This is a genomic window from Paenibacillus bouchesdurhonensis, assembly GCF_900155685.1.
Lineage (GTDB): Bacteria > Bacillota > Bacilli > Paenibacillales > Paenibacillaceae > Fontibacillus > Fontibacillus bouchesdurhonensis.
In genome coordinates this window covers 731,431-754,945 of sequence record NZ_LT732547.1, presented here as the reverse complement: position 1 = coordinate 754,945, position 23,515 = coordinate 731,431, and the positions used below count along the sequence as shown (strand labels likewise).

Sequence of the window (23,515 nt, the reverse complement as noted above, 5' to 3'; positions counted from 1 at the left end):
GCGGGGCGTGAGGGGCCAGCTTCGAGGGATTGCTGGCTAATGCTTCGAGGTGATTGAGCGGAGTGCTGCTTACGGCGGTTCGTTGTGGGACTGAGTGCTAGGTGGCGCTGTCCCCTTCGGGGATTCGCTTGGACTGGTGCAGGGCGTGAGGGATGAGCTTCGAGGGATTGCTGGCGATCCCCGCGATGGGCCTAGGCTGACTACTTCATGTATATTTTCAAATAACATCAAAGCTTTGAGGAGATGAGATCATTGCAACTGCAAACAATTTTTAATACCGAGGCACCGAATAAATCAACTCGTATCATTAATGGAGAGTGCTCCGGGATTCTGAACTGGAACGACATTCGCATGCCGCATATGTACAAGCTGTACAAGGTACTGCTGCTGAACCACTGGATTGCAGACGAGATTCCAATGAGCAAGGATGCGCAGCAATTTCCGTTATTGGATGCCGAAGAGCAGCGCACGTTCAAGATCAATATTTCGCTGCTTGCGGTTCTGGATTCAATGCAGACGATGTTCGTTGGGGACGTCAAACGCTACTTCACGGATTCTTCGCTTGAAGCCATTTCCGCAATTATCGCTCAGCAGGAAGTAGTGCATAACCAATCGTATTCCTATGTACTATCCTCGATCGTATCCGATCAGGAGCAAAAGGAGATTTTCGAATATTGGAAGCATGATCCTGTACTGCTCGACCGGAACAAGTTCATCTCGGAAATTTACCAGAACTTCCGTAATGAGCAAACGCCTCAGACGTTTTTTGAATCGCTGGTAGCGGATCTCATTCTAGAAGGGATTTTCTTCTACAGCACATTCGCTTTCTTCTACAATCTGGCACGCGACCAGAAGATGATGGGCACGAGCCAAATGATTTCCTATATCCAGCGGGACGAGAACCAGCACTGTTACTTCTTCGCTGAGGTGTTCAAGCAGCTGCTGCTCGACTATCCGGAGCTGAATACGAAAGAAAACATCGATTACGTATACCGTACGATTGATCGGGCGGTAGAGCTGGAGACGAACTGGGCGCACTACACGCTCAAGGAAGTCCGCGGCATCGATTTGAACGAGCTCGGAGATTACATCAAGTACATTGCCAATAAGCGCCTAGGCCTCATGGGCCTGGACAAAGCCTACGAAGGTGTGGACGTGAACTGCATGCCATGGATCAAGCCGTTCTCGGACGAGGCGCTGAACGCGACGAAGACGGACTTCTTCGAAGCCAAATCCCGCAACTACGGCAAAGTCGGCGACGACAACGGATTCGACGATTTGTAATCGCAATCGATAATTAAGCACCCCATGAGCTTAGATTGGCAACTTCCGCTACAAGGGATTTCCAATAAAGCTTCACTGGGGTGCTTTTAGAATTGGCTAGATTTCTAGGTTGACTCCATATCCTGGCTCGCCAATGCCGGACTAATGTGCAATTATCCTTCCTCGTTGCCCGTTTTCCCGCAGTAGTGATGCCGATGCGGCGTACTTCCGTCTACTGTCGTGTATCCTTCGAAGTAATGGTAATGTCCGCCCCCAGGCAGTGGGATCGCTTGTCCTGTCGTCCCTCTAATCTTATGCGCGTGGCCAGCATTAAAAGAGGTCACTGCACAGTAATTGTGTACGTGCTGAACTCCGCTTGGAGCCGGCTCCGTTCTGCCCGCATAATGGTGCTTATGTCCAACATCAAAGGATGTCTCCCCTGCAAAAGGGTGAACATGCACAGGTCTCCCATTCCAAGAAGTAATGTACAGCTTATGCGAGTGCTCAGAATCGGAACCATCCTCCCGATGAACAACAAAGCCAGTCACAGGTATCTCCAACAATAACTCCCCTTTTCATTGAGATACTGAATTGTATGCTGAGGAGAATTGGAGGGTGCAGTAACCTAAAGCTTTGCTGGTAGTTCGCCGTCATCCATCCAATGTAACACATGCGTTAAGAGTCTATAAATCGAAAATCGCAAAAAGTGTAGCGGCATAGAATAGTATTAGATGATTTCACTCCTAAATTTGGGCTCAATGACTCATCAGATTTCTCTTCAATCTTGGTCACCTTTCTTTCTGATTTATCGTATTTACCATATTCCCATATTTATCTTGTTATAATTCTATTGATTAAAAATTAGAATTTATGAATTAGCGACTTCCTAACTATGGTAAAAAAATGTACGAAAGTATATTATTTCTAATGAGCGCTCAATATTGCTGGCTGGCAATCAAATCCCCTTAAAGGAGAAGTATATGAAAAAAAGATTATTTCACACCCTTCTTGTTACTTTATTGTTTGGAATCATAATTCTCCCTGCCAATCTCCAAGAAATTAATGCAGAAGATAACTTTGGTTTAAGTATTGTCTATGATGAAAAGGGAGATAAAATACTAAAAGATACGCAAAATGGTCTTGTCTATACACAGGCTTTCTTAGCAGATGGTACACCTATTACATTAGAAGAATACATGGCAAGCTTACAATCAGGTCGCTCACTTTTAAATCAACTTCAAATTAATAAAAGCACTGAGAAAACCTTAGATAATAAATTTACTCCTCAAAACGTCCTGGATGCGAGCTACTTTCAAAAAAAACAAAGTTGGACTGAAGCAATGACTCCTCGCCGGGCAAGCGCTTCAGTTGATTGCAGGGGCTCAGCCAGCCCGTGCCCAATTAGTTCAACTGAAACAATTACTTCTACTGAAACTTGGTCAGTAGGATTAACTGCAGGTGATAAAAACTTTATTAAGGGAAATGCAGGCTTTACATGGGTATCATCATCTGCCTCACAATTGAGCTATACTCTATATATTCCAAAGGATAGAATGGGTTATATAACATTCGCTCCAAGATATACTTTTGTTAAAGGAGATATACACTATATCGGCTGTTACCCAATAACTGGCTGCCAATCAATGGGGACAAAGACTGATGTTTGGGGGGCATCGCCTACAAAAACATCAACTGGGCATGCTGATGGAATATTTGCTTTAGCATTTGAAATTTAATACAAGATATGTTGGGATTAAGTCAGCAGACTTTATCCCAACATATTTTTTGAATTGGAGGAATTACTATGCATATAGCAATCTTTGTTATGGGAATATTTTTGGTAGTTTTAAGTGGTTTAGAGAAAATTATCATTTATCTAACGCTTTCTAACAAAGTGGGGGATATCGTTTCATTGAAAGTACTTGTACCAAACTATATATGGCTAATTACTAATTTAACTTTTGCTGGTGGTGTGTTAATGATTATTGTAAGTTTATACTTATATTATTTAAGTATGAAAAAGAAAAATGGTCATTAAATAGGATTGTTCTACTTCAACTGACGCTCATGCTGTTCCATCACCGTAAATCCAGCCACCGAGACAGCCCCCGATTGTTCTGTCCGCCTACCTGCTGGGTAATAAACAAGCCTCCTGGCTTCAGAATTCGATTTAGCTCCTGAACCGAATAAGCTTCATGGCGATTAATCACCAAATCAAAGGACCCGTCATCAAAAGGCAGGCTCGCATCATCGGATATCAGCCTAACCTCAATGCCGTAAGCGGGCAAGACGGCCCGACAAAGCTCATAATTCGGCGGATACGCCTCCGTCGCATACGTCTTCCCTCTGGGAGGCCGAAGCGATCGAAGGAACTCCCCGCCCCCAGTCCCCATGTCGAGCATCACGCGTTCTTCGCTCATATAAGCCAGCACGGCGGCTTTATAATCCCAGGGCAGCTCCTCCTCCTCCATTCGCTCCGTCAGCAGCGAGAAATCCCATCCCTGAAAGCCCCTCTCTTCTTCCTTCTTCCATGCTTCTCTAAATTTCTCACGATTCATCTGGCATCCCTCTCTCATGCATCTCATTTTGAAGCAAAATGTCCATCTATTCTGAAACACAGAGAGGTGCAGCCGCCGGATAACATTCACAAGCCCCTTCCGCCCGGTACAATCGGTTATCCGCTACATGCTACATTGCAGCTGCACCGGGCAGGTACCGTATTTGATCACCCTTACCAATATCATCGATCGCTCACCTCATAAATCTTTTATGTATTAAATAGTTAACTGCCTGGACTCAAGCCAGCATCTATACTCAGATTAACAAAATATGAAAAAGATAGGAGTCGTACAAATTGAAAAAAGGCAGACTAATCAAAGCTCTGATAACGATCTGTTTCCTATGGGCAGCCATATCCTTTTTCTACAGCCAATACCAGCTCCGCTACGGCCAGACGGTATATACCTTCGATATAGCAACCGAGGATCTCTACTTGAGGGACATTGATCTCGTTGCGGTTTCTCCCTACGCTTTGTTTACTACGGGGCATTTCCTGGAGATCAATGGTGAAAATAAATCTTTTGACGGAATCAGTTACGGATTCTCGCTTGGCGAAACTATGATTCTGTCCCTAAGTCAAGCCGGCGACCCCTTTACTTTCCCAGATGCCGCTAACGGCAAAGCATATTCAGATACCAGCAATCTAATCCAAGACATCCGCGTTCGCAAGCGTGATTCCCTTCAGGTCGAAATTCATTATACCGTAAACGGCGAACCGAAAGAGATTGTCGGGGAAATCAAATTAAGCGATGTAATCAGGCCATTCAGCTATAGTACCAATAAAGTCGTTTATTTACAGTAAGCTCTATCAAATAGATACAAAGAAGCCGCCGGAGTTTCTCACCTCAGCAGCTCCTTCAGCATACGATCCCTATGATTCATAAATTCCTTCATGATGATGAAATGATCCGTTTCCTCCAATGTCGCCTCGCGAATCCCCTCCGGGGTCAGCTGATAAATTAGGCTGTCCGGGTAGGCCATTATAATCGGCGAGTGCGTGGAAATAATGAGCTGCGAATATTCGTTCACAAGCTCGTGAATCCGCGACAGCATCGCCATTTGACGATACGGGGACAAGGCAGCCTCCGGCTCGTCCATAATATACAGCCCCCGTCCGCCAAAACGGTTCATAAACGCCGCAAAAAACGATTCGCCATGCGACATCATATGCAGCGGTCTGCCCCCATAAGATTCCACGATATTTGGCCCGAAGCTCGCCTCCGCATCCAGCCGTCCAATCTCTGTGGCTAGATTATAGTAGCTCTCCGCCCGGAAGAAGAAGCCGTCTCTCGGCTTGCGCACGCCTCTCACCAGACGAATATATTCATGCAGCTCGGAATGCGTCTCGGCGGTTGAGAAGTTGAAGTTCAGCGTCCCGCCCTCCGGGTTGAAGCCAAGGGCGACAGCAATTGCCTCTAACAGCGTTGATTTGCCCATGCCGTTTTCGCCGATGATATAAGTCACTCTCGGATGGAATTCAAGCCGATCCAGACCAGCGACCACCGGCAGATGAAAGGGATACTCCCGAAAGGACGGCACCTCCTCCCGCCGCAGCGCGATGCTGCGCAAATAGGCATCCATTACCGACAGACCGCTCATAGGCTACTCGTCCTCTCCCTGCAAGGTTCCGTAATACAGCTCGCTGTAGAAGCCCTCCTGCCGCAGCAGTTCCTCATGCGATCCCTGCTCGATCAGCCGGCCGTCCTTCAGCACGAGGATTTTATCGGCCTGCCGGATCGTATTGAGCCGATGCGCGATAACAAAGCTCGTTCTGCCCTTCATCAGCCGCTGCAGGCCCTCCTGGATTTTAAGCTCGGTCACCGTGTCGATACTGCTGGTCGCTTCGTCCAGCACGAGAATCGACGGATTGGCTAGAATCGCCCGCGCGATTGCCAGCAGTTGCCGCTGCCCCTGGCTGATGCCGCTGCCGTCTGCATCGAGCATTTTATCGTAGCCATCCTGCAGACGCATAATGAAGGAATGCGCATTCGCCAGGCGCGACGCCTCCTCTACCTCCTCATCAGTCGCGTCGAGCCGCCCGAAGCGGATATTTTCCCGAATCGTACCCTTGAACAGAAAAGAATCCTGCAGCACGAAAGCCATATGGGAGCGCAAGCTCTCGCGCCGGATCGATGTAATATCCCGGCCGTCGACCGTTACGATCCCTTTAGACGGATTGTAGAAGCGGGACAGCAGCTGAATCAGCGTCGTTTTGCCGGCTCCCGTAGGTCCCACCAAAGCGACCATCTCCCCCGGCTTCGCCTCAAAGCTGATGCCCTCCAGCGTATCACCGCCCTCTTCATAAGAGAACGATACGTCCGAGAACTGGACGGCGCCTTCCACCTGCTGTAACGTGACCGCCGCTCCTTCATCCCTTTCCTCGACCTCTTCGTCCATAACCTCGAACACCCGCTCCGCCCCGGCAATCGCCGACAGCAGCGTATTCCACTGGTTCGCCAGATCATTAAGCGGCCGGGTGAACTGCCGCGAATACTCCACGAAGACGATGATCACCCCGACGGTAATCGCCCCGCGGATCGCCAAAATACCGCCGACCCCAGCGACTAGCGCAAAACCCAAATTATTCAGCGCATTCATCAGCTTCGGAATGAAGCCCGATATCGTCTGCGCCCAAAATCCCGACTGCCTGATCGCATCATTCCGCTCCCTGAACTCGCGCATCACCCGCTCCTCCTGTGAGAAGGCCTTGATGATCCGCTGGCCGGACAGCGTCTCCTCGATATATCCGTTCAGCTCGCCCAGATTTTTCTGGCGCTCCTTGTAGAGCGGGCCTGTCCGCCGTGTAATCCAGCGCATTCCGAGCATCATGAGCGGTACGATCATGAACGTCAGCAGCGTTAGCAGCGGGCTGAGATACAGCATGACCGCCAGCGTCCCGATCAGCGTCAGCACACTGGAGAAAATCTGTATCGCCGAGCTGTTCAACGTCGAACTGACATTGTCGATATCATTCGTCAACCGACTCATAATCTCACCCTGCTGCCTTGTCCCGAAAAACGGGATGGGCAGGCGATGAAGCTGGCGGAACAGATCAATTCTCATCCGGTACACTGTCTCCTGGGCGATCTCGATCATCCATATATTTTGCAGCCAGGAGCTGAGCGAGAAACCTATATACACAACCCCTAGTCCGGTTAAAAATAACACCCACGGCGCTCCCCCGCCCCCAGCGAGGAAATCATCTACGGCTACGCCAATCAAATAAGGTCCAAGCAGCGCCAGCCCCGAGCTGACCACGACCATGAGCAGAACCAGCGTCAGCTTGGCCTTGCGCTGGGCCAGATACTGCCAGATGCGTCCCAGCGTACCCGACCAATTTTTCGCTTTGGCCTTTGGCTTGCGCCCCAGGGCGGAGCCTGCGCTCTTGGAATTCAGCTTCGGATAAGGATGCCGGAACGGTTCAACGAAGGTTTTGAACATGCTGCGCCTCCTCCCCATACTGAGATTCATAAATCCGTCGGTATAATGACGAGTCGGCCATTAATTCCTCATGGCTGCCCTGAGCGATAAGGCGCCCCTCATCGAGCAGGAGAATAAGGTCGGCTGACGTGGTGGAGCTGATTTTTTGTGTAATAAGAAAAATAGTGCAGGACAATCCCTTCAGCTCCTCCAGCAATGCCGCCTCCGTCCGAACATCCAGCGCGCTCGTGCTGTCGTCTAAAATGAGAATCGCCGGCTGGCGGACAAGCGCCCGGGCAATCGACAGCCGCTGCTTCTGTCCCCCGGACAAGTTCACTCCGCGCTGCCCGAGCATGGTGTCGTACCCCTGCGGCAGCCGCTTGATCGTCTCGTGAATCTGCGCCCGCTTAGCCGCCTTCACGATCTGCTCCATGCTCGCATCCTCGCGTCCCCAGGCGATATTATCCCGCACCGAGCCTGAGAATAGCATGACCTCCTGCGGGACATAGCCAATCGCCCCCCGCAGCTGCTCTGGCTCCATCCGCCGGATATCGCGGCCATCGATATGAATAGTTCCCCCGGTTGCATCATGCAATCGGAGAATGAGCTGAACGAGTGAGGATTTCCCCGACCCGGTAGCCCCCATGATTGCCGCTCGCTGCTGCGGATGAACCTTAAAGGTAATATCTTGAAGCACCCTAATATCGCTTGCTGGATAGCTGAAGCTGACTCCTTCAAACTCTACCTCACCCTGGAGCAGGAGGGCCTTCGCATTGGTGGTACTCTCTGCTCCCGATGAGCGCGGCCGCGCATTCTCCCTCTCAGCCGCAGCCTGTCCCCTGCTTGGCTCCGTTTCAAGCTCGGAATGAGCTCCCTTGGCCTTACTCGCAGACAGAGACTTGGCAGATGCAGTATGCTTGGCATACGCCGTATCCTCTGCTGACCCGCTCGCCCCATTCGCGAATGCAACCGCTGCATCCTCTCCCTCCTCCGTGCGAAGCACCTCCACGATCCGCTGGCCTGATGCAGCGGCTCTCGAGTAGGAGCTAATAATCCAAGATAACGCGGACAATGCACCGATGGTGCGCAGCGCATAATTCAGCACCGCCACAACTTCACCGATCGTGGCATTGCCCGCTGCGATATCGAACCTGCCGAACCACAGGATCGCAATGATTCCGCCGTTCATCATCAACAGCATGAGGGGCATCGTCGTCTCTGTCAGCCGCAAAGCGGATATAGTGCCCTGCATGAGCTCTTGGCTGCGCTTCTCAAACCGCTTCATTTCATGACCGACGCGCACAAACACGCGGATCAGGCGCATGCCGGTCAAGTTCTCTTGAATAACTCCGTTCACCATATCCATCCGCTGCTGCACCGCGCGAAAGAGGATGGACGTTTTTTTCATCATCCACATAATAAAGACCGCCAGCACTGGTGCCGTCACCGTAAGCAGCAGGCCGAGCTTCACATTCACGACCAGAGCCATAATGATGCTTCCCGTCACTACAAGCGGAACCCGCGTCGCAAAACGCAGGCTCATGAACACCATTTCCTGCAGCTGCGTAATGTCCCCGGTCAGGCGCGTAATGAGAGACGAGGTCTGAAATTTACTGAATATCGCATACGAAAAAGACTGAACCTTGGCATACAGCCTATCGCGCAAATCATACCCGAAGCCTTGGCTGGCATGAGATGCAAAAAAGGAGCTGGCCACCCCGGCTGCAAAAGCAAGGAGCGCGCTCACAACGAGCACGCCTCCCCATAGCCAGACCACCGACAAATCCTGCTTGCCGATCCCGTCATCAATAATGCGGGAAATGAGCAGGGGCTGAATCAGCTCTACGAAGAGCTCGATCAACATCATACATATTGCCGACATGGCGGCAATCCGGTATTTTTTGATAAAGGATAATATTGTAGCCATCTGCTTACCTCCGCACGATTTCCGCCTGACTTCGCACTCTAGCTAGTTATTCCTGCTGCATCCGTCGCTCCAATCGTTCCATACCTTGGATCAAATTCATTACTATTCGACCGATTTCAACGCCTCGATCATATCGATATGCTTCAGCTTGTAATGCATGAACAGCATGACGATGCCCGAAAATAGCAGCGTAAGCACCGACGCATATCCATAGCTCAGCCACTTAATCGTAGGACTGAACATCATAATATCGATTTCCGCCGTTTGAAGCACAAAGCTATGCAGCCAAATTCCTAAGAAGTTGCCGACCAGGATGCCCAGAAAGCTGAGAATCAGGTTCTCGCGATAAATGTACATTGTGACTTCCTTATCGTAGAAGCCAAGCACCTTAATGGTCGACAGCTCGCGCACCCGCTCGGACACGTTAATGTTCGTCAGATTATACAGCACGACAAAAGCAAGTGCGGCAGCCGAGATAATGAGTACTACCACGACGACATCCATGCTTTTGAGCGTATCTGTAAAGGCTTCTCCTACCCCGCTGGAGAACTTCACAAGTGCCACCCGATCCAGCCCGGTCAGTTCCTCACCGAAACGATCCTCCCATTCCTTGCTCGCATCGCTCGATAAAAGAAGTTGTGTGTTATATTCCGGCTCTTTGTCAAAAACTCCTTCATAATATGCCGGCGTCATATAAATGTAGTGCATCGCGTAGTTTTCCGTGACACCCGCCACCTGTACCTGAAATGGCTCGTTATCTTTATTTTGCAAGGTTAGAGTGTCGCCTGGCTTTAGACTATACAGCTTCGCCAGCTTCTCCGTTACAATCGCCCCTTGCTCTTGGTCACCAAGCTCCCGCCGTGCTCCCGTTCTCCGATCCTTAAGCACGATGAAGCGGTCAAATTCCTCTGTAGTCTGAGGTACAAACACGGTGACATCTTGATTATTGACCTCTTTAGCCGTAGCGGTCATCGTGTCCTGGGCCACATTCAGCGCTCCCATAATTTCTGGAGTCGATGCCAGAAGAGCCTCATATTTCTCTTTCTGCTGCTCGGCATCGTCGTTATCTTCATTGAAGGCAACGATCGCACTGTACTTCATAATCTCACTGTATTGCAATCCGGCGACATCGCGGAGCGAATCCTTCAGGCCGAAGCCCGTCAGAATCAGCGCTGTACAGCCAGCCACCCCGAAAACAGTCATGAACATCCGCTGCTTGTAGCGGAACAAATTCCGCGCCGTCACCTTGCCGATAAAGCCAAGCTGCTTCCATATAAACGTCAAACGCTCCAGTAAAATCCGTTGCCCGCTCTTCGGCGCCTTTGGGCGCATGAGCACGGATGCATTGCTGCGCAGCTCTACCCTCGTAGCGATTACTGCCGTCACTGTCGTACAGAGCAATGCCACAATGATCGAGATAATGCTATAGCTTGGATAGAAGCTGAGCCTTAGATCCGGCAAATTATATAGAGTCCCATAGGCGTTATAAATAATCGTCGGTAACAGCGTAAAGCCGATCGCAAGCCCAGCTGCCGCTGCCACAAGGCTCGCCAGCGTTCCATACACGAGGAATTTGGCCATAATATCCCCATTTCTGTAACCGAGCGCCTTGAGCGTCCCGATCTGCAGACGCTGCTCTTCAACCATCCGAGTCATCGTCGTCAGACTGACCAAAGCGGCAATCAGGAAAAAGAATACCGGAAAAGCCGTCGCAATCGCATTCAGCCGATCCGCATTGTCGCTGTATTCCGCATATCCTGGATTGCTGCTGCGATCCAGCACGTAATATTTTGGCAGCTTCAGCTCATCGATCTGCTCCTGCCCCTCGGCCAGCTTCTTCTCCGCATCCGCGATGTCCTTCTCCGCCTTGGCCTTCTCTGTCTCATATTCAGCCAGCCCCTTATCGTACTCAGCCTGCCCTTCCTCCAGCTCGAGCTTGGCCTCAGCCAGCTTGGCTTCGCCCTCTTGCCGGCTTTCGGCAAGCTTCGCTTTGCCCGCGGCGAGCTCCTTCTCGCCTTGCGCCAGCTTGCGTTCCGCGGCGGCAAGCTGCTGCTTCCCAGCGGCCAGCTCCTGCGCTCGACGGTCAAGCTCTTGCTGCGCTTGCTCCAGCTGGGCTGCAGCCTGCGTCAGGCCTTGCTCAAAGCCGGCAATCGCCTGCTTGAACGCCGTGCTGTCGATGCTGCCGCTGACGTAGCCTTCGGCGGCTGCGCCGAGCTGGGCATCTGCTGCCTTCGCTGCGGCCACGGCCTGCTGCTTTTGCGCCTCGGTCAGCGCATCAGGGGCAACGCTCGCTGTCTGGCTCAGCGATTGCACCAGCTGCCGCCCCTGCGCAAGGCGGGGGGCCGCACTAGCCTGCTCTGCCTCCAGCTTGGCTTGGCCGGCCTTGAGCTGTGCCTCGCCATCGCTAAGGGCAATGCGGTTCTTCACCAGCTCGGCCTTGCCTGCGGCGAGCTCCTTTGCCGCCTTGTCGAGCTGGGCTTGCCCTTTCGCGAGCTCGCGCTCCAGCTTGGACGCGCCCTCCTCGTAGCTCTCGCGCCCCTCGTCCAGCTTCGCTTTGGCATCAGCCAGCTTCATCTCGGCATCGGCCAGCTCCGCCTTGCCTTCCTCGATCTGCCGCTCGGCGTCATCCAGCTGCTCCTGACCCTCGGCCCGCACCTCGTCCAGCCGCTGTTCCGGGCGGTCGCTCAGCGCCTGTTCCAAAGCGGCTTTGTGTGCCTCTACACGGCTTTCGTATTCCGGCGTATATGTTGTCATATCGGCGGTATCCACAAAGCTCATATAAGCCTCGGTATATACCGAAAGGCTGAAATCCTCCTCGGGAATCACAACAAAAGCATCCGCGGTTCCTTTGCCGATCCGGCTGGTGCCCCGGCTCCCCTTTTCAACATATTGGGGACTTTTCACCAACCCTACAACCGTATAGCTGACGCGATGAAAAGAATCCTCCAGATCGGCATCAGAATTCGGATTCGTAAACGTAATCGTATCTCCAAGTCCAAATGCATTCCTCATCCCCTGGTGACTATCAATGGCAATTTCACCCGGCGCTTCTGGCAGTCGGCCCTCCACGATTTCATAACCGTTCAGTGAATTATCTTTAGAATAAGAGAACACTTTAGCAATAAGGCCGCTATCCCCGAGGAATACCTCCTCGCTGTATCCTGGCTGCACGACGCGAATTCCTGGCTGCTCCTGCAGAACCTCAAGATCATCCTCAGTCAAGCCGTAGGTGGATTGAACTTTTAGATCCATCAGCTGCAGTCTTTGGAAATAATGGTTCGCCGTATCCAGCATATCCGGCCCCGTAGCCTTAATCCCCGCAAAAAAACCAACGCCTAGCATGATAATGGCAAAAATCGATAAAAATCTCGCCTTCGTCTGCCAAATTTCGCGAAAAATATCGCGCCATAACGCTTTTTTTCTCAATGTCATTTACCCCTTACCACTCGATGTCTTCCACGGACACCGGATTCGGATTCAACGTGACGCGGCGAACCTTGGCATTGTTAATCTCAATTACCCGGTCAGCCATCGGCGCAATCGCTGAATTGTGGGTAATAACGATCACGGTCGTCCCCGTGTTGCGGCAAGTGTCCTGCAGCAGCTTCAGCACCTGTCGGCCCGTGTTATAGTCCAGCGCTCCCGTCGGCTCATCGCATAGCAGCAGCTTTGGCTGCTTGGCCAGCGCACGGGCAATCGCCACCCGCTGCTGCTCCCCACCGGAGAGCTGAGCCGGGAAATTATTCAGGCGCTCCCCAAGCCCCACGTCCCGCAGCACCTGCTCCGCATCGAGTGCCCGCGGCGATATTTGCGATGCCAGTTCCACATTTTCCTTCGCCGTCAAATTCGGCACCAAATTATAGAACTGGAACACAAATCCGACATCATGACGGCGATAGCCCGTCAGTTCCTTGCTGCTGTATTTGGCAATGTCTTTGCCATCGACGAGTACCTCCCCCTCATCCGCCGTATCCATCCCGCCAAGAATGTTAAGCACCGTCGATTTCCCCGCTCCGCTCGGCCCGACGATGATCGCGAATTCGCCCTTTTCAATTTCAAAATCAATCCCATCATTAGCGACGATCGTCGTCTCGCCCATTTGATACCGCTTATATTCATTTCGAATCGTTACAAATGCCATGTTTCGTACCACCCTTTGTCCATGATGCAAATATTGAGCGTTTCCCATGCTGTCCAAACCTTTTTGAACCTTTGTTCCTAGTGTATCACAACAAAAATAGCAAGCAAAAAAACTTTACCATGAACAAATCCACCGGAATATGATCCGAATTAGCTGAAGTCCCTCCATCCTACAAGACAATAAAAGAACCCTCCACCACACCTTGCCTATGCTTATAAGCTTAGACAGGGTTGCAGGGAAGGGCTCCTGTTCACAGTATCAGTTATTCAAATCATCAAACATCGAACCGGCCACGGTGACCTTGATGGAATCTATATCATCAACACCTTGTAATTGCTTGAGATCCTTGTAAGCGTGCTTCCCTGCTGTCATATCGACTGTATCAAACCATGCCTTAATATAGTAGGTTCCATTCGGCATGCTTGCATGGGTATACAGCGGTATATTATCCGGATTAACAACGATGGTGATTTTAGATGTTTCCGTAATCTTGTACATATGCTGTCCGGCTTTCACGTATTCACGGTAGGCGTAGTTCGTGTTACTGCCCGCTGTAAATGATTCGCTGTAGCCTTCAAGCACCATCTTCCAGAACGGATGAGAGTCGCCGCCGCGTTTGTCCGTATGCTTGATTTCCTCCACCTTTTTTGTATAACGGGATGGCTCCTTGCTTCGATCCAGCACGCTGATCAACGGAGTCGAGTTCACCGACTTGTTGTCCTTGACGGATATAAAGTCAGGTTTCCGCTCAAAACCGCCGCCTTTTTCCTTAAGCCCATCGTTTTTAATGTTGACGGCAACCTTCTTATTGTTGATAAACATCAGGTCGGTTTCATAGCGGAAGGAATGGATGAGTCCGTTCACCAGGTCTTTATGATCATCTGTCATGTCATTCGCATTCGGCAGCTTATTCTTGAACACCTCGGTTTTGACGGTGAACGTGTAGCTGCCTGCAGGGTTGAAATAGTATCCCGACTTGATCGGGTAATCATACTTCTGAAGCTCCTTGTCTGTGGCGAACACCGCCTTATCAAAAAGCTTTTTATTGTTTACCCGCTTCGCTGCGGCATTTCGAGCTTGGGCGTATTCATCGGTCATGGAGCTTTCAACATTCCATTGCACGCTTCCGCTGGCCTGCTGAATGAATGTCCGTATGTACTGACCGGGCGCCTGTGTCCAATCGTATTTGTTTCCCTTCTCATCCTGATGATGCATCCAGCGGATAACATCGTAGGTGTAGGGTTCATTCTCCCAAAACAGTTTCTTGGCCACGGAATCCGTATGGTTTTCTTCGATTTCGTTACGATACTCCCGTTTTGGAACATCCTTCATTCCGTTGTAGACATACATATCATAGATCTTGGTAATGGTATCCGATGTAAAGTCGGCAGTCGCGGTTCCATCCAGGGTTTCTGATTTTGTTACACACGTTCTTTCTTCACCTTCACCGGAGCATTCCGGCCAGGAGTATGTATATTCGTACGGTCTCCTTACGGAGCCTTCATAATGAATTATGCCTGTCTTAGAAAGCGGGATTCCGGGCTTGTCTAAATTGAGCCATAGCCTTCCTAACGGATTATCCTCGTAGTCCTCTCTTTTGATCGTGTAAGTGACCACTGGCGAGCGGATAATCGTCGAGCTGTTTACGTCCACATCCGGGTTGTTATGAACCTCGAAGTCCCTTAGCAATCCCGGTGATTGGTTAATTACGGCAAGCTTGCCTGTCGCATTCCCTGCCCACCTCGCATCGGGCAAATCAGGCAGCACCAATGTGGCGGTATTGCTCGGCAGATCTAGCTTAACCTTCTTCGTCAGCATGTCATAAGGCAGTTGCTGCGGGATGTTCAACTTGATCTCGGAGCTAAGAACGTTGTTATCCAGGATCACCTCTTCAGGCTGCTTGCCGTCCTCATTCACCTTGAACTGAATTCGAACATCGCCTTCGGGCATCGTAAAAGAGACATTCAGACGTCTTTTCTCGTTTTTAGAAATCCCGATGGATCCGGATTCAGCCGCTACCCCGCCTCCGAACAGCAACTGGTTTTCCGCTGCCGTCAGAGGGAGTCCATCGCTTTTGCGGGTAACACTCCACGAAAATTTGGCGGTTTCCCGATCAGGGAACGTAGACCTTAGCCATACTGAAACATAGACTTCATCTCCCGCCATGGCCTCAGACGGCAGATCGACAAACTCTGCGGAGATATCACTGGGCTCCGTCTCTATAAACGCAGCGATCGGAACGTCCAGATATGTACCGCCTTTTAAGTACACCCTTCCAGATCCCTGGGAGAGATACGTCGGCGGCTGGATCACGTGAACGTATTTAATCCAGCCCCCTTTGGGGGCAGTGTCCCTGTCGTAAACCCTGTTCCCTGCATATTGTTTATTCTGGTTGTTGTACATGAGGTTCTCGCCATAGGGCTGAGTGGCGTACTCTTTATTCAGCGCTTCAATGATTTTGCTTTCAAAAGTTGCATCGGGCAGGTATTGTAGTAGTTGGTCTTGGAAGTTACCTCCAATGTTTTTGGGAAAGTCGTCAAACTTCTTAGGTAATTTCTTGACTTCCCATGGGCTCGGTATCAGTTGGAAATTCTGTATCTTAGTGCCACTCCAACCCGCATCCCATGGAAATCCTTCTGTCGATACCGGATCACCAAATACATTGTATCCAGAATATCGTTGCATGACTTGTCCCTTATGTGTAATCTCCGTACCGTGACTAGTACCATACACAATATCGAAGCCCTTGAACTTCTTAGGGTCTTTTACCGCCTCATCAATTTGCTGCTGCAAGAGGGTAGAATTAAGTGTTCTTCCTTTTGATTTATTAGGATAGAAATTCTTTAAACCGTACAACTCTTCCATATCCATATTGGCTCTTTGCAATACCTTTTCAGGAGTAAGAGTCTTAAAATACTCCTCCGGTGTTATCTTCGTCTGGACTTCTTCTGGCTCAGCGGATATATGGACTTGCGTCGTAAGGCTGCAGATGAGTACGACAAGTAGAAGTACAATGATTCGTCTCTTCACAGAAGATTCACCTACTTATACCATATTGATACGTATATATCGTCCCAATACCTTGATTCAACTTGTATTCCGTATGTATCGTCGCTGAATTCCTTTGCCTCTAATTCATCATCTCGTTTGGACTTTTGTTTCACGTATTTCATGATATTATCTGCTGTTTTGAAGTCAATTTGTTGTCGGAGCAGTTCGTCCAAATCCTTAACTTGCTTGTTATAGTCGACACCATCTCTTCCGAATTCGATACGAGGCTGTAAGAACATTAGACCTTTTCCGTTGACAGTATCACCAGATACAACTAATCCAGATTTATACGTCTCATAGTAACTAAATCCTTCAAGAACCTTCTTTTCAGTCTCCCCCTCTATACTTCTTGAAGCCAAAAACTCCTCCCAAGGATCTTTCGGGGTCGTGCCTTTTGAGGCTCCAGATTGCTCCGCTGCAAGCCCAGTCAGAATCTCCACACTGTACAGGTCAGAATGCCAAATTACTTTAGCACCGAGCGCCTCGCTGACAAAACGCAAAGGAACGAATGTTCTGTTCTGCTTTTCCTGTGCAACTGTGTCCATTTGCTTTGTTTGACCGTTAACGGTAAACGCCTTTTTTCCCAGCGTGAGTACAGTCGTGTCTTCTCCCATCTTCACGGTGACTTGCTTGCTCTGGCTGTTCCAGCGAACTTCAGCTCCAAGCGCTTCACTTACAAACCGAACAGGCACCTGCACCCGGTTGCTCTTGTCCATAAACGGCTTCGCATCCGGAAAAGATATCAAGTTCCCATTGACCTCTACAACGATCGACAACTTCGCCGCCGAAGACCATGCAGGTGCGATTGTCAGAGCTAACACCATGGTCAGGAGCATAACCCTTAGCTTCTTCATTCTTTTGTAATTCATCATCTTATTCCCCTTATTATGTATTCAGTAGAAGGAAGTCATTTTTCGCACCCTCGTTCTACTATCTGGGATTTTACTAGATTGAACCATTTCATACAATAACTATGATACCTTTGTCTCATCATGATAGTCTCATTGAATTATTAAACCCATCCTATATACCTAGTAAAGCCCACATTTCCCTACAATCCTATTGAGGCGTAGGGCTTATCTGACTTATTCACTTGGCTTCTGCAAGCCCTGTCAGAATCCAGTCCCATCTCAAACTCTACAATTACTCTTTTATCGTCTATGTTGTGAAAGTGGCTTTCATGTCATCCAACCATTAATATACTGCCATTCTCATCCGCCTGTCCTCCAATTCTGCGGTGTAGCTACCTGCATGCAAAAAAGCCCATTCCTACTCATGGTTCAAGTGGGAAAGAGCTTTTAAAACAAAACCACTATTCCAGTTATAATTTGCTGCAAAAAATGGAGCATTGGTGGGTTATTTACTAACTGATTGATTAGATTATTTTTATCCCTATTTTAAAGCAACTCTTCCATCTCCGCGTAATCCATCAAATAAATCTATTCTTCATAGCTATTAAGAGTTTTATTACTCATAATTTGTAGCAGCAATAAAATCAAAAGCACTAGTTGAAGTAATTTCATTGTTGTACTCAAAATTATATATTAGAATTACTGCATTATATGATTTTTGTAAGTTTATATTTTCCTTAATTTCTGGGATGATAATTTCTTCGTACGAACAACCAGCTAATAATGTGGAAATATCACTACTACTGTTCTTATAGACCGCTTTTTCTATAGTATCCTCATCTGTTTCATCCATATCAATATTAAAATCAATAAAAAATTTGGAAGGGACAGACTCGCCATCCTCATCATAAGTTAAATCTACATACTCTCCTATAGAGTCCTCCTCTTTAATATTACCTAACCAAATAGAAACCCATCCTTGTTTTTCCATTATAGTGTCCTCCTACTTTAATCTAAGATCTTCCGGTAAAGACGAAATCCCACCCTCAAGTCTATAATAAGCCCAATTATTAAGTCGCCTAACAAATGTATTATAATCTCTAGAGGTATCTATTATTGCTAACAATTCGTTATGTGCTTTAGTTGAACCAAGCCCTCCATGAACACCGTTTGGATTGACGAATTTAACATCAGATATAGCTGTTCGTAAATCTTTAATCTCTTCAGCACTAATATTCCAATACTTAAATTGCGGAGCCCTTGAAACTAAGTGCCACTCATGTAAACTTCCAGGTTCTCTAAGCTGACGTTCAATTTTCTTTCTAATCTTTTTATCTTTCCAAAGTTCGTCTAGCTCACTACTTGTGAGGGAATTGAAGAACTTGCTAAAATCCCCACTCTTTGCAGTTGGTATATCATCAACAGTTAATTGGGTTATATCTTTAGCATTATCAATACCCTCAACCGGATCCATCTTCTCGCCGCTCAATTCCGACTCTAGCTTGATCCGATGGAACTCTGGATTCGGCTGCAGAATGCCTTCTCCACTAGCAGCCATCGCCCTTTCATTCAAGCTCACATCTTTATTAGATATTACTATTTTACCAGTTTCATTGAATTGAATTCTAGAACCACTGGGATTCGGTATCCCTTTGCCCGGGGCGCTGTTATTCGATAAAACTCCACCCGCGCTATCCATAAAATCCACAGATCGCATGCCACTCGAACCCGACTCCGGCTTGGTGGAACTAATCGGTGGTTCTCCTTGGGGCAAGTCCATGCTGCGAGTGGGGATTTGGACTCCTTCACTAGTCGCAAGCATTCTTTGGTTTTGGGCTGCTTCCTCAAAATTTTTCAAAAGCCCTTTCACGCTCTTGCTCGTTACCTTGACACCCGCTTTCGCTGCCCCATGCACGATCGTTATCGCAGAGTAGGCCTTCGTCAGAGCCCGGCCATATTGCACACTCTCTTCATAGGTAGCTTCTCCAGATAGAATTTTTGGCTGCAATTCGATGATTTGCTGAAAAGGTACAACGAATTCCTCAGCCGCTGCATCACCGATTAACACAGCAATATCATGAATGGTGACCTTGCCGGTCGCGATCGCTTCTCCCATTGCAAAATATCCTGGTATGGTTTCTGTCCAGAACTCCGGGTTCAAGGTATGGACACTCCAGGCAAATTGAACGAGATCGGTAACGTCATCCCCGAGTTGATTAACGATGCCGACTCCCACACCCACCATCGTAACCGAAGCACTCATTCCTCTAGTGTCTAGATTCGGATCGTTCGATATCCCATAACCGCTTTCTGCATATGCTAGTTGCAGCAGCTTCTCTGTGAGTATCCCATCTACCTCGAATAGCTCCCAACCAAACTGGTCACGCCTAACGGCGGCTATAGAGCTGATAGTATTGGCAATATGCTGATAACCTGCTACGGCGACCAGGAACTCCTGATTATATTTCCCGGTAATTTCACCGTGATAGATATTCATGTCCTTCAAGTACTGCTGCATCTTCCGGATATCTTCGGCAGGAACAGCCTGATTGTATTGATCCAACAGTTTCTGCAGTTGCTTCTCCCGCTCCGCTTTTCGGTGGATCGCCGCAGCAACAGCGTCATAGTTTAGCTTGGCCCATTCAAGGTAGCGCAGATTTAACATGCCGGCTCCAATCATCAGCCGCAGCTCGCTCTCCTTAGGCATCGCGGATCTATTCTGCTTCAGCGGATTATAATCGCAAGCATCTAAAGGAGAACCTTTGTAGAACTCGCTTAAACGAATACTGGTTCTATACCACTCCTCCGCAACGCCCAGCTTCGCTAGCCCTTTCCTTTCCCGCTCTGCAGACTGATGCGCAAAGCCCATGTACAACTCATTATTGTAGATCGCATATATTTTATAGGCCGCTTGGTTGCGGGCAATTTCCTTGAAGCCTAAGGCGATCGCCTCTAGCTCCCCACGCGCCCATGTCTGCTCGTTCGCCGTCCCGGTATCAAAAATTTGCAGAAGAGAGGCGATTCGTTCGTCCTTCTTCACCGAATCCAGACGCTGAACCAAAGAGGCGTCCTGAATTTCCAGCAGCCCTCCCTGGATCCACTGCACAAGCGAAGGCCGTGACTCTGCGGACGAAGCCCCGTCTGAATCAGCGACATTCCGCATCCCCTTCTCCGAGAAACGCTGAAGCCAGCTCTGAATCGTCCCCTTTAGCGTGAACGTTGATGATCGCTTCACGTCAGTCGCCCGAGCCGAGTCCTTCTCCGCTTTTATGTATTTTCCTTCAGCATAACGCAAGGCATGAACCTTCTTACTCATCATCTCGTCAATTCGCTCTGCTGCCTTCTCGATTTCCTGTAGTAGACCACTGACCTTGCGTGCCGCTGACCGTACGTAATCCTCTGAAGGATCGTTATAAGCCGCTTCCACATCGCAGGCTAACCGTCTTAGTTCCCTGGACATTCCCGTTATTCCATTTTCCATCGTGCGCTCTAAACGCTCCAGGTCGCGTGCCAAGCTTCCGACTCTGCCAGGATCCACCTTATGCAAGCATGTCCAACCTCATTTCAAGAAAAATAATAGCATCTGATATTTTACCTAAATTATGACTCCTAAGTAATATACCGGAATACCTATAAGAAACGAAGTGACGACAGGTTATTACAAGCTTTAAAGTACCGTGCCACGCTAAACAGAAGATATATACAACTTAACATGTCTTTAGCCATATAACTCTGTCACACACCCAAGTCTTTAGGCCTTTAAAAATAGGAATTCCTACATAGCTTCATGCCTGGATCTTGTCACAACCAGTTCAAATAAAATGTTATATAACTTTATGTGCACTGTGTTCAAATCATATAAATTCAATACAAAAAAGTGCATGTAAACCCGGTACTCCCTCCATTTATAATTTCATTAACATTGAGAAGATGTTAGCTAATATGACATTAGAGGAGTGGGGAACATGATGGAAATTGGGTTTAACTCGTTGTTCGTATTTCTGGCTACGATGCTGGTCTTTTTTATGCAGGCCGGATTTGCTTTGCTGGAAGCGGGTAATGTGCGAATGAAGAACGCTGGACATGTTGCCGGAAAAACGATGCTTACACTCGGCGTAGCTATCCTCTCATGGTGGGCTTTGGGCTTTGGTTTCGCCTTTGGCGATGGGAACAGCCTCTTGGGAATGACAGGCTTTCTATTCGGCGGAGAGGGAGACATCGGTTCGTTTAACGTGTTGGCGGATATCGGCGTCCCGCTCGATCTGATGTTTTTGTTTCAGATGGCTTTTGCCGCGGTCTCACTGGCAATCGCCTGCGGAGGGATGGCAGAGCGTGCAAAGCTAAGCGTATATATCGTGTTCGGAGCGATCTTTACGGTGATTATTTATCCGATTGTCACCCACTGGGTTTGGGGCGGCGGCTGGCTGGGCAGCCTCGGGATGCAGGACTATGCCGGATCTACGGTCGTTCACTTGACGGGGGCGACTGCAGCTTTGGCTGCAACGATACTGCTCAAGCCTCGTTTGAGCAAATACGGCCAAGACGGAAAGCCAATCAACATCCCCGGGCATAATCAAGTGATTACCGTACTGGGAGTCATCATTTTGTGGATCGGCTGGTTTGGCTTTAATCCAGGCAGTGCTTTAACCCCGTTAAACGATGGATTTTTCGGATACGTGCTTTTGACGACAAATCTGGCTGCTGCAGCTGGTGGTATTGCCGCTCTGCTCGTTTCGTGGATGGTTCGCGGCAAATCGGATATTCCGAGCATGTTGAACGGCATATTAGGCGCGTTAGTTGCCATTACGGGAGCTTGTGCCTTTGTCGACACCTGGGCCTCGATCCTAATTGGTGCGGTAGCAGGGATCACTACCTTTTTTGCAGGAAGATGGATTGAACGGGCAGGCATTGACGATCCAATCGCCGCTGCTTCGGTACACGGTATTGCCGGGGTGTGGGGAGCCATCTCTACAGGTCTCTTCGCCACGCCGCAGCTAGTTGGAATCACAGGGGTAGGTCAAGCAGGTCTGTTCTACGGCGGCGGACTGGGCCAATTAGGCGTGCAAATTTTAGGAGTTGTCGGCACCTTTGCTTTCGTATTTACGCTTTCCTTCTCCATCCTTTGGGGCATGAAAAAGCTGATGGGGTTGCGTGTAACGAAGGAAGAAGAAGTGATGGGTCTCGACCTGAGCGAGCATGGAACCTATGGTTATCCTGAGCATATGAAATGGAGAATGAAAACATCCAGCAGTACGTCCATGAAGGTTAAAGAGAATGATGAACACGAGGGGCATGATTTGCTGGTAACGAGACCTGCGGCGGTGGAGTAAGTGTAGGGTATTGAGAGGGCTTCGGCCCTCCTTTTTGTTTGGGGAGGGTTGTTCACTTGGAGTTATTTCCCGCTGCGTTCAGATAAAACATTCTTTATGTTTCACCTTATCTCCCGGCTTTATGGTCTTTATATCCCACTACGTTCAGATAAAACTTGAACTAATTGATTCACATAATCATTCCTCTCTAATCTTTATATCCCACTACGTTCAGATAAAACTTGACAGCTGACCTGTTAACTATCAGCGGTATATAGTCTTTATATCCCACTACGTTCAGATAAAACAGCTCAACAGATTTTTTGATGCATCTTCTTCTTTGATCTTTATATCCCACTACGTTCAGATAAAACATCCTTGACACTTTCAAGCACCCTGATAAGCTGAGCACCTTTATATCCCACTACGTTCAGATAAAACTTTGCCTTGGGATTTGGGAAGGATGATTGAAGCATCTTTATATCCCACTACGTTCAGATAAAACGGATTTGAAAAGAGAGGTTTTAGCAGCACAAGCGCCTTTATATCCCACTACGTTCAGATAAAACTCGGGATTTTTACTACGTATCTAGCGGGGATTTTAATCCTTTATATCCCACTACGTTCAGATAAAACCCGGGAAGAGATTAGGAGCATGGTAGACGCTGAGACACTTTATATCCCACTACGTTCAGATAAAACGCTGCCTTGATGCGTTCGTCATATGTGACGATCTTGTCTTTATATCCCACTACGTTCAGATAAAACGGAGCGTATCTCTTTGATCACTATACGGATTGGTATCTTTATATCCCACTACGTTCAGATAAAACGGAGTCTTGGGGATTATCTCCAGGGCTCCTTTTTAGTTCTTTATATCCCACTACGTTCAGATAAAACCCCGTCTTTCGAGATGGTAAAAGCCTTGTGATAACAAGGTTTTTCAACTTCATCATTTTTCAATTTTGCATTGAACCCTCAATGGGAATTTCTC

16 protein-coding genes and 1 CRISPR repeat array are annotated in these 23,515 nt (G+C 48.7%); of the genes, 5 read left to right on the top strand and 11 right to left on the bottom strand.

All coding sequences use genetic code 11. The annotated features are described in order from the left end of the window. Positions 1–252 precede the first annotated feature (252 nt). Complete coding sequence (locus CZ379_RS03045) at positions 253–1,284, top strand: ribonucleotide-diphosphate reductase subunit beta (protein ID WP_110930261.1); 1,032 nt, start codon at positions 253–255, stop codon at positions 1,282–1,284. A 152-nt stretch (positions 1,285–1,436) separates the two neighbouring features. Here the strand turns inward: CZ379_RS03045 and CZ379_RS03040 are convergent, their stop codons facing one another. Beyond that, positions 1,437–1,823, bottom strand: coding sequence for a YmaF family protein (locus CZ379_RS03040; RefSeq protein WP_110930260.1), 387 nt, complete (start codon positions 1,821–1,823; stop codon positions 1,437–1,439). 420 nt (positions 1,824–2,243) lie between these two features. Between CZ379_RS03040 and CZ379_RS03035 the strand changes: the two genes are divergently transcribed. Further along, positions 2,244–2,999 carry a hypothetical protein gene (locus tag CZ379_RS03035; protein WP_110930259.1) on the top strand — a complete coding sequence of 252 codons (756 nt, stop codon included), beginning with the start codon at positions 2,244–2,246 and terminating at the stop codon, positions 2,997–2,999. A 68-nt stretch (positions 3,000–3,067) separates the two neighbouring features. Further along, positions 3,068–3,301, top strand: a complete 234-nt coding sequence (locus CZ379_RS03030; RefSeq protein WP_110930258.1) for a hypothetical protein — start codon at positions 3,068–3,070, stop codon at positions 3,299–3,301. Positions 3,302–3,341: 40 nt separating this feature from the next. On the opposite strand, the gene CZ379_RS03025 is transcribed toward CZ379_RS03030, so the two are convergent. Next, on the bottom strand, positions 3,342–3,821 hold the full coding sequence (locus CZ379_RS03025) for a class I SAM-dependent methyltransferase (RefSeq protein WP_234404787.1): 480 nt from the start codon (positions 3,819–3,821) through the stop codon (positions 3,342–3,344). Positions 3,822–4,117: 296 nt separating this feature from the next. Between CZ379_RS03025 and CZ379_RS03020 the strand changes: the two genes are divergently transcribed. Further along, a complete protein-coding gene (locus CZ379_RS03020) occupies positions 4,118–4,624 on the top strand; it encodes a hypothetical protein (protein WP_110930257.1) in 507 nt (168 codons plus the stop codon). Between the two features lie 38 nt (positions 4,625–4,662). Here CZ379_RS03020 and CZ379_RS03015 read toward each other — a convergent pair whose 3' ends face one another. The 9 genes from CZ379_RS03015 to CZ379_RS26540 form a co-directional block, all read right to left on the bottom strand. Beyond that, complete coding sequence (locus tag CZ379_RS03015) at positions 4,663–5,421, bottom strand: AAA family ATPase (protein WP_110930256.1); 759 nt, start codon at positions 5,419–5,421, stop codon at positions 4,663–4,665. A gap of 3 nt (positions 5,422–5,424) precedes the next feature. Further along, a complete protein-coding gene (locus CZ379_RS03010; protein ID WP_110930255.1) occupies positions 5,425–7,263 on the bottom strand; it encodes an ABC transporter ATP-binding protein in 1,839 nt (612 codons plus the stop codon). Next, positions 7,244–9,169: an ABC transporter ATP-binding protein gene (locus tag CZ379_RS03005; RefSeq protein WP_110930254.1), complete on the bottom strand. Its 1,926-nt coding sequence runs from the start codon at positions 9,167–9,169 to the stop codon at positions 7,244–7,246. Before CZ379_RS03005 ends, CZ379_RS03010 begins: the two co-directional genes overlap by 20 nt. A 102-nt stretch (positions 9,170–9,271) precedes the next feature. Next, positions 9,272–12,601, bottom strand: coding sequence for an ABC transporter permease (locus CZ379_RS03000; protein ID WP_110930253.1), 3,330 nt, complete (start codon positions 12,599–12,601; stop codon positions 9,272–9,274). A gap of 7 nt (positions 12,602–12,608) precedes the next feature. Continuing rightward, positions 12,609–13,310, bottom strand: coding sequence for an ABC transporter ATP-binding protein (locus CZ379_RS02995; RefSeq protein ID WP_110930252.1), 702 nt, complete (start codon positions 13,308–13,310; stop codon positions 12,609–12,611). Positions 13,311–13,568: 258 nt separating this feature from the next. Beyond that, entirely contained in the window at positions 13,569–16,340 is a 2,772-nt protein-coding gene (locus CZ379_RS02990; protein ID WP_110930251.1) for a hypothetical protein, read from the bottom strand. Between the two features lie 11 nt (positions 16,341–16,351). Continuing rightward, complete coding sequence (locus CZ379_RS02985; protein ID WP_199925426.1) at positions 16,352–17,230, bottom strand: stalk domain-containing protein; 879 nt, start codon at positions 17,228–17,230, stop codon at positions 16,352–16,354. A gap of 598 nt (positions 17,231–17,828) precedes the next feature. Next, positions 17,829–18,203: an immunity 22 family protein gene (locus tag CZ379_RS02980; RefSeq protein ID WP_110930249.1), complete on the bottom strand. Its 375-nt coding sequence runs from the start codon at positions 18,201–18,203 to the stop codon at positions 17,829–17,831. A gap of 12 nt (positions 18,204–18,215) precedes the next feature. After that, complete coding sequence (locus CZ379_RS26540; RefSeq protein ID WP_234404816.1) at positions 18,216–20,750, bottom strand: hypothetical protein; 2,535 nt, start codon at positions 20,748–20,750, stop codon at positions 18,216–18,218. A 427-nt stretch (positions 20,751–21,177) separates the two neighbouring features. Between CZ379_RS26540 and CZ379_RS02970 the strand changes: the two genes are divergently transcribed. Beyond that, the gene (locus CZ379_RS02970; RefSeq protein ID WP_110930248.1) at positions 21,178–22,542 is read left to right on the top strand and encodes an ammonium transporter; all 1,365 of its coding nucleotides are present in this window, start codon (positions 21,178–21,180) and stop codon (positions 22,540–22,542) included. 60 nt (positions 22,543–22,602) lie between these two features. Next, a CRISPR array of direct repeats spans positions 22,603–23,421; the repeat unit is 29 nt; unit sequence CTTTATATCCCACTACGTTCAGATAAAAC. Positions 23,422–23,515 lie beyond the last annotated feature (94 nt).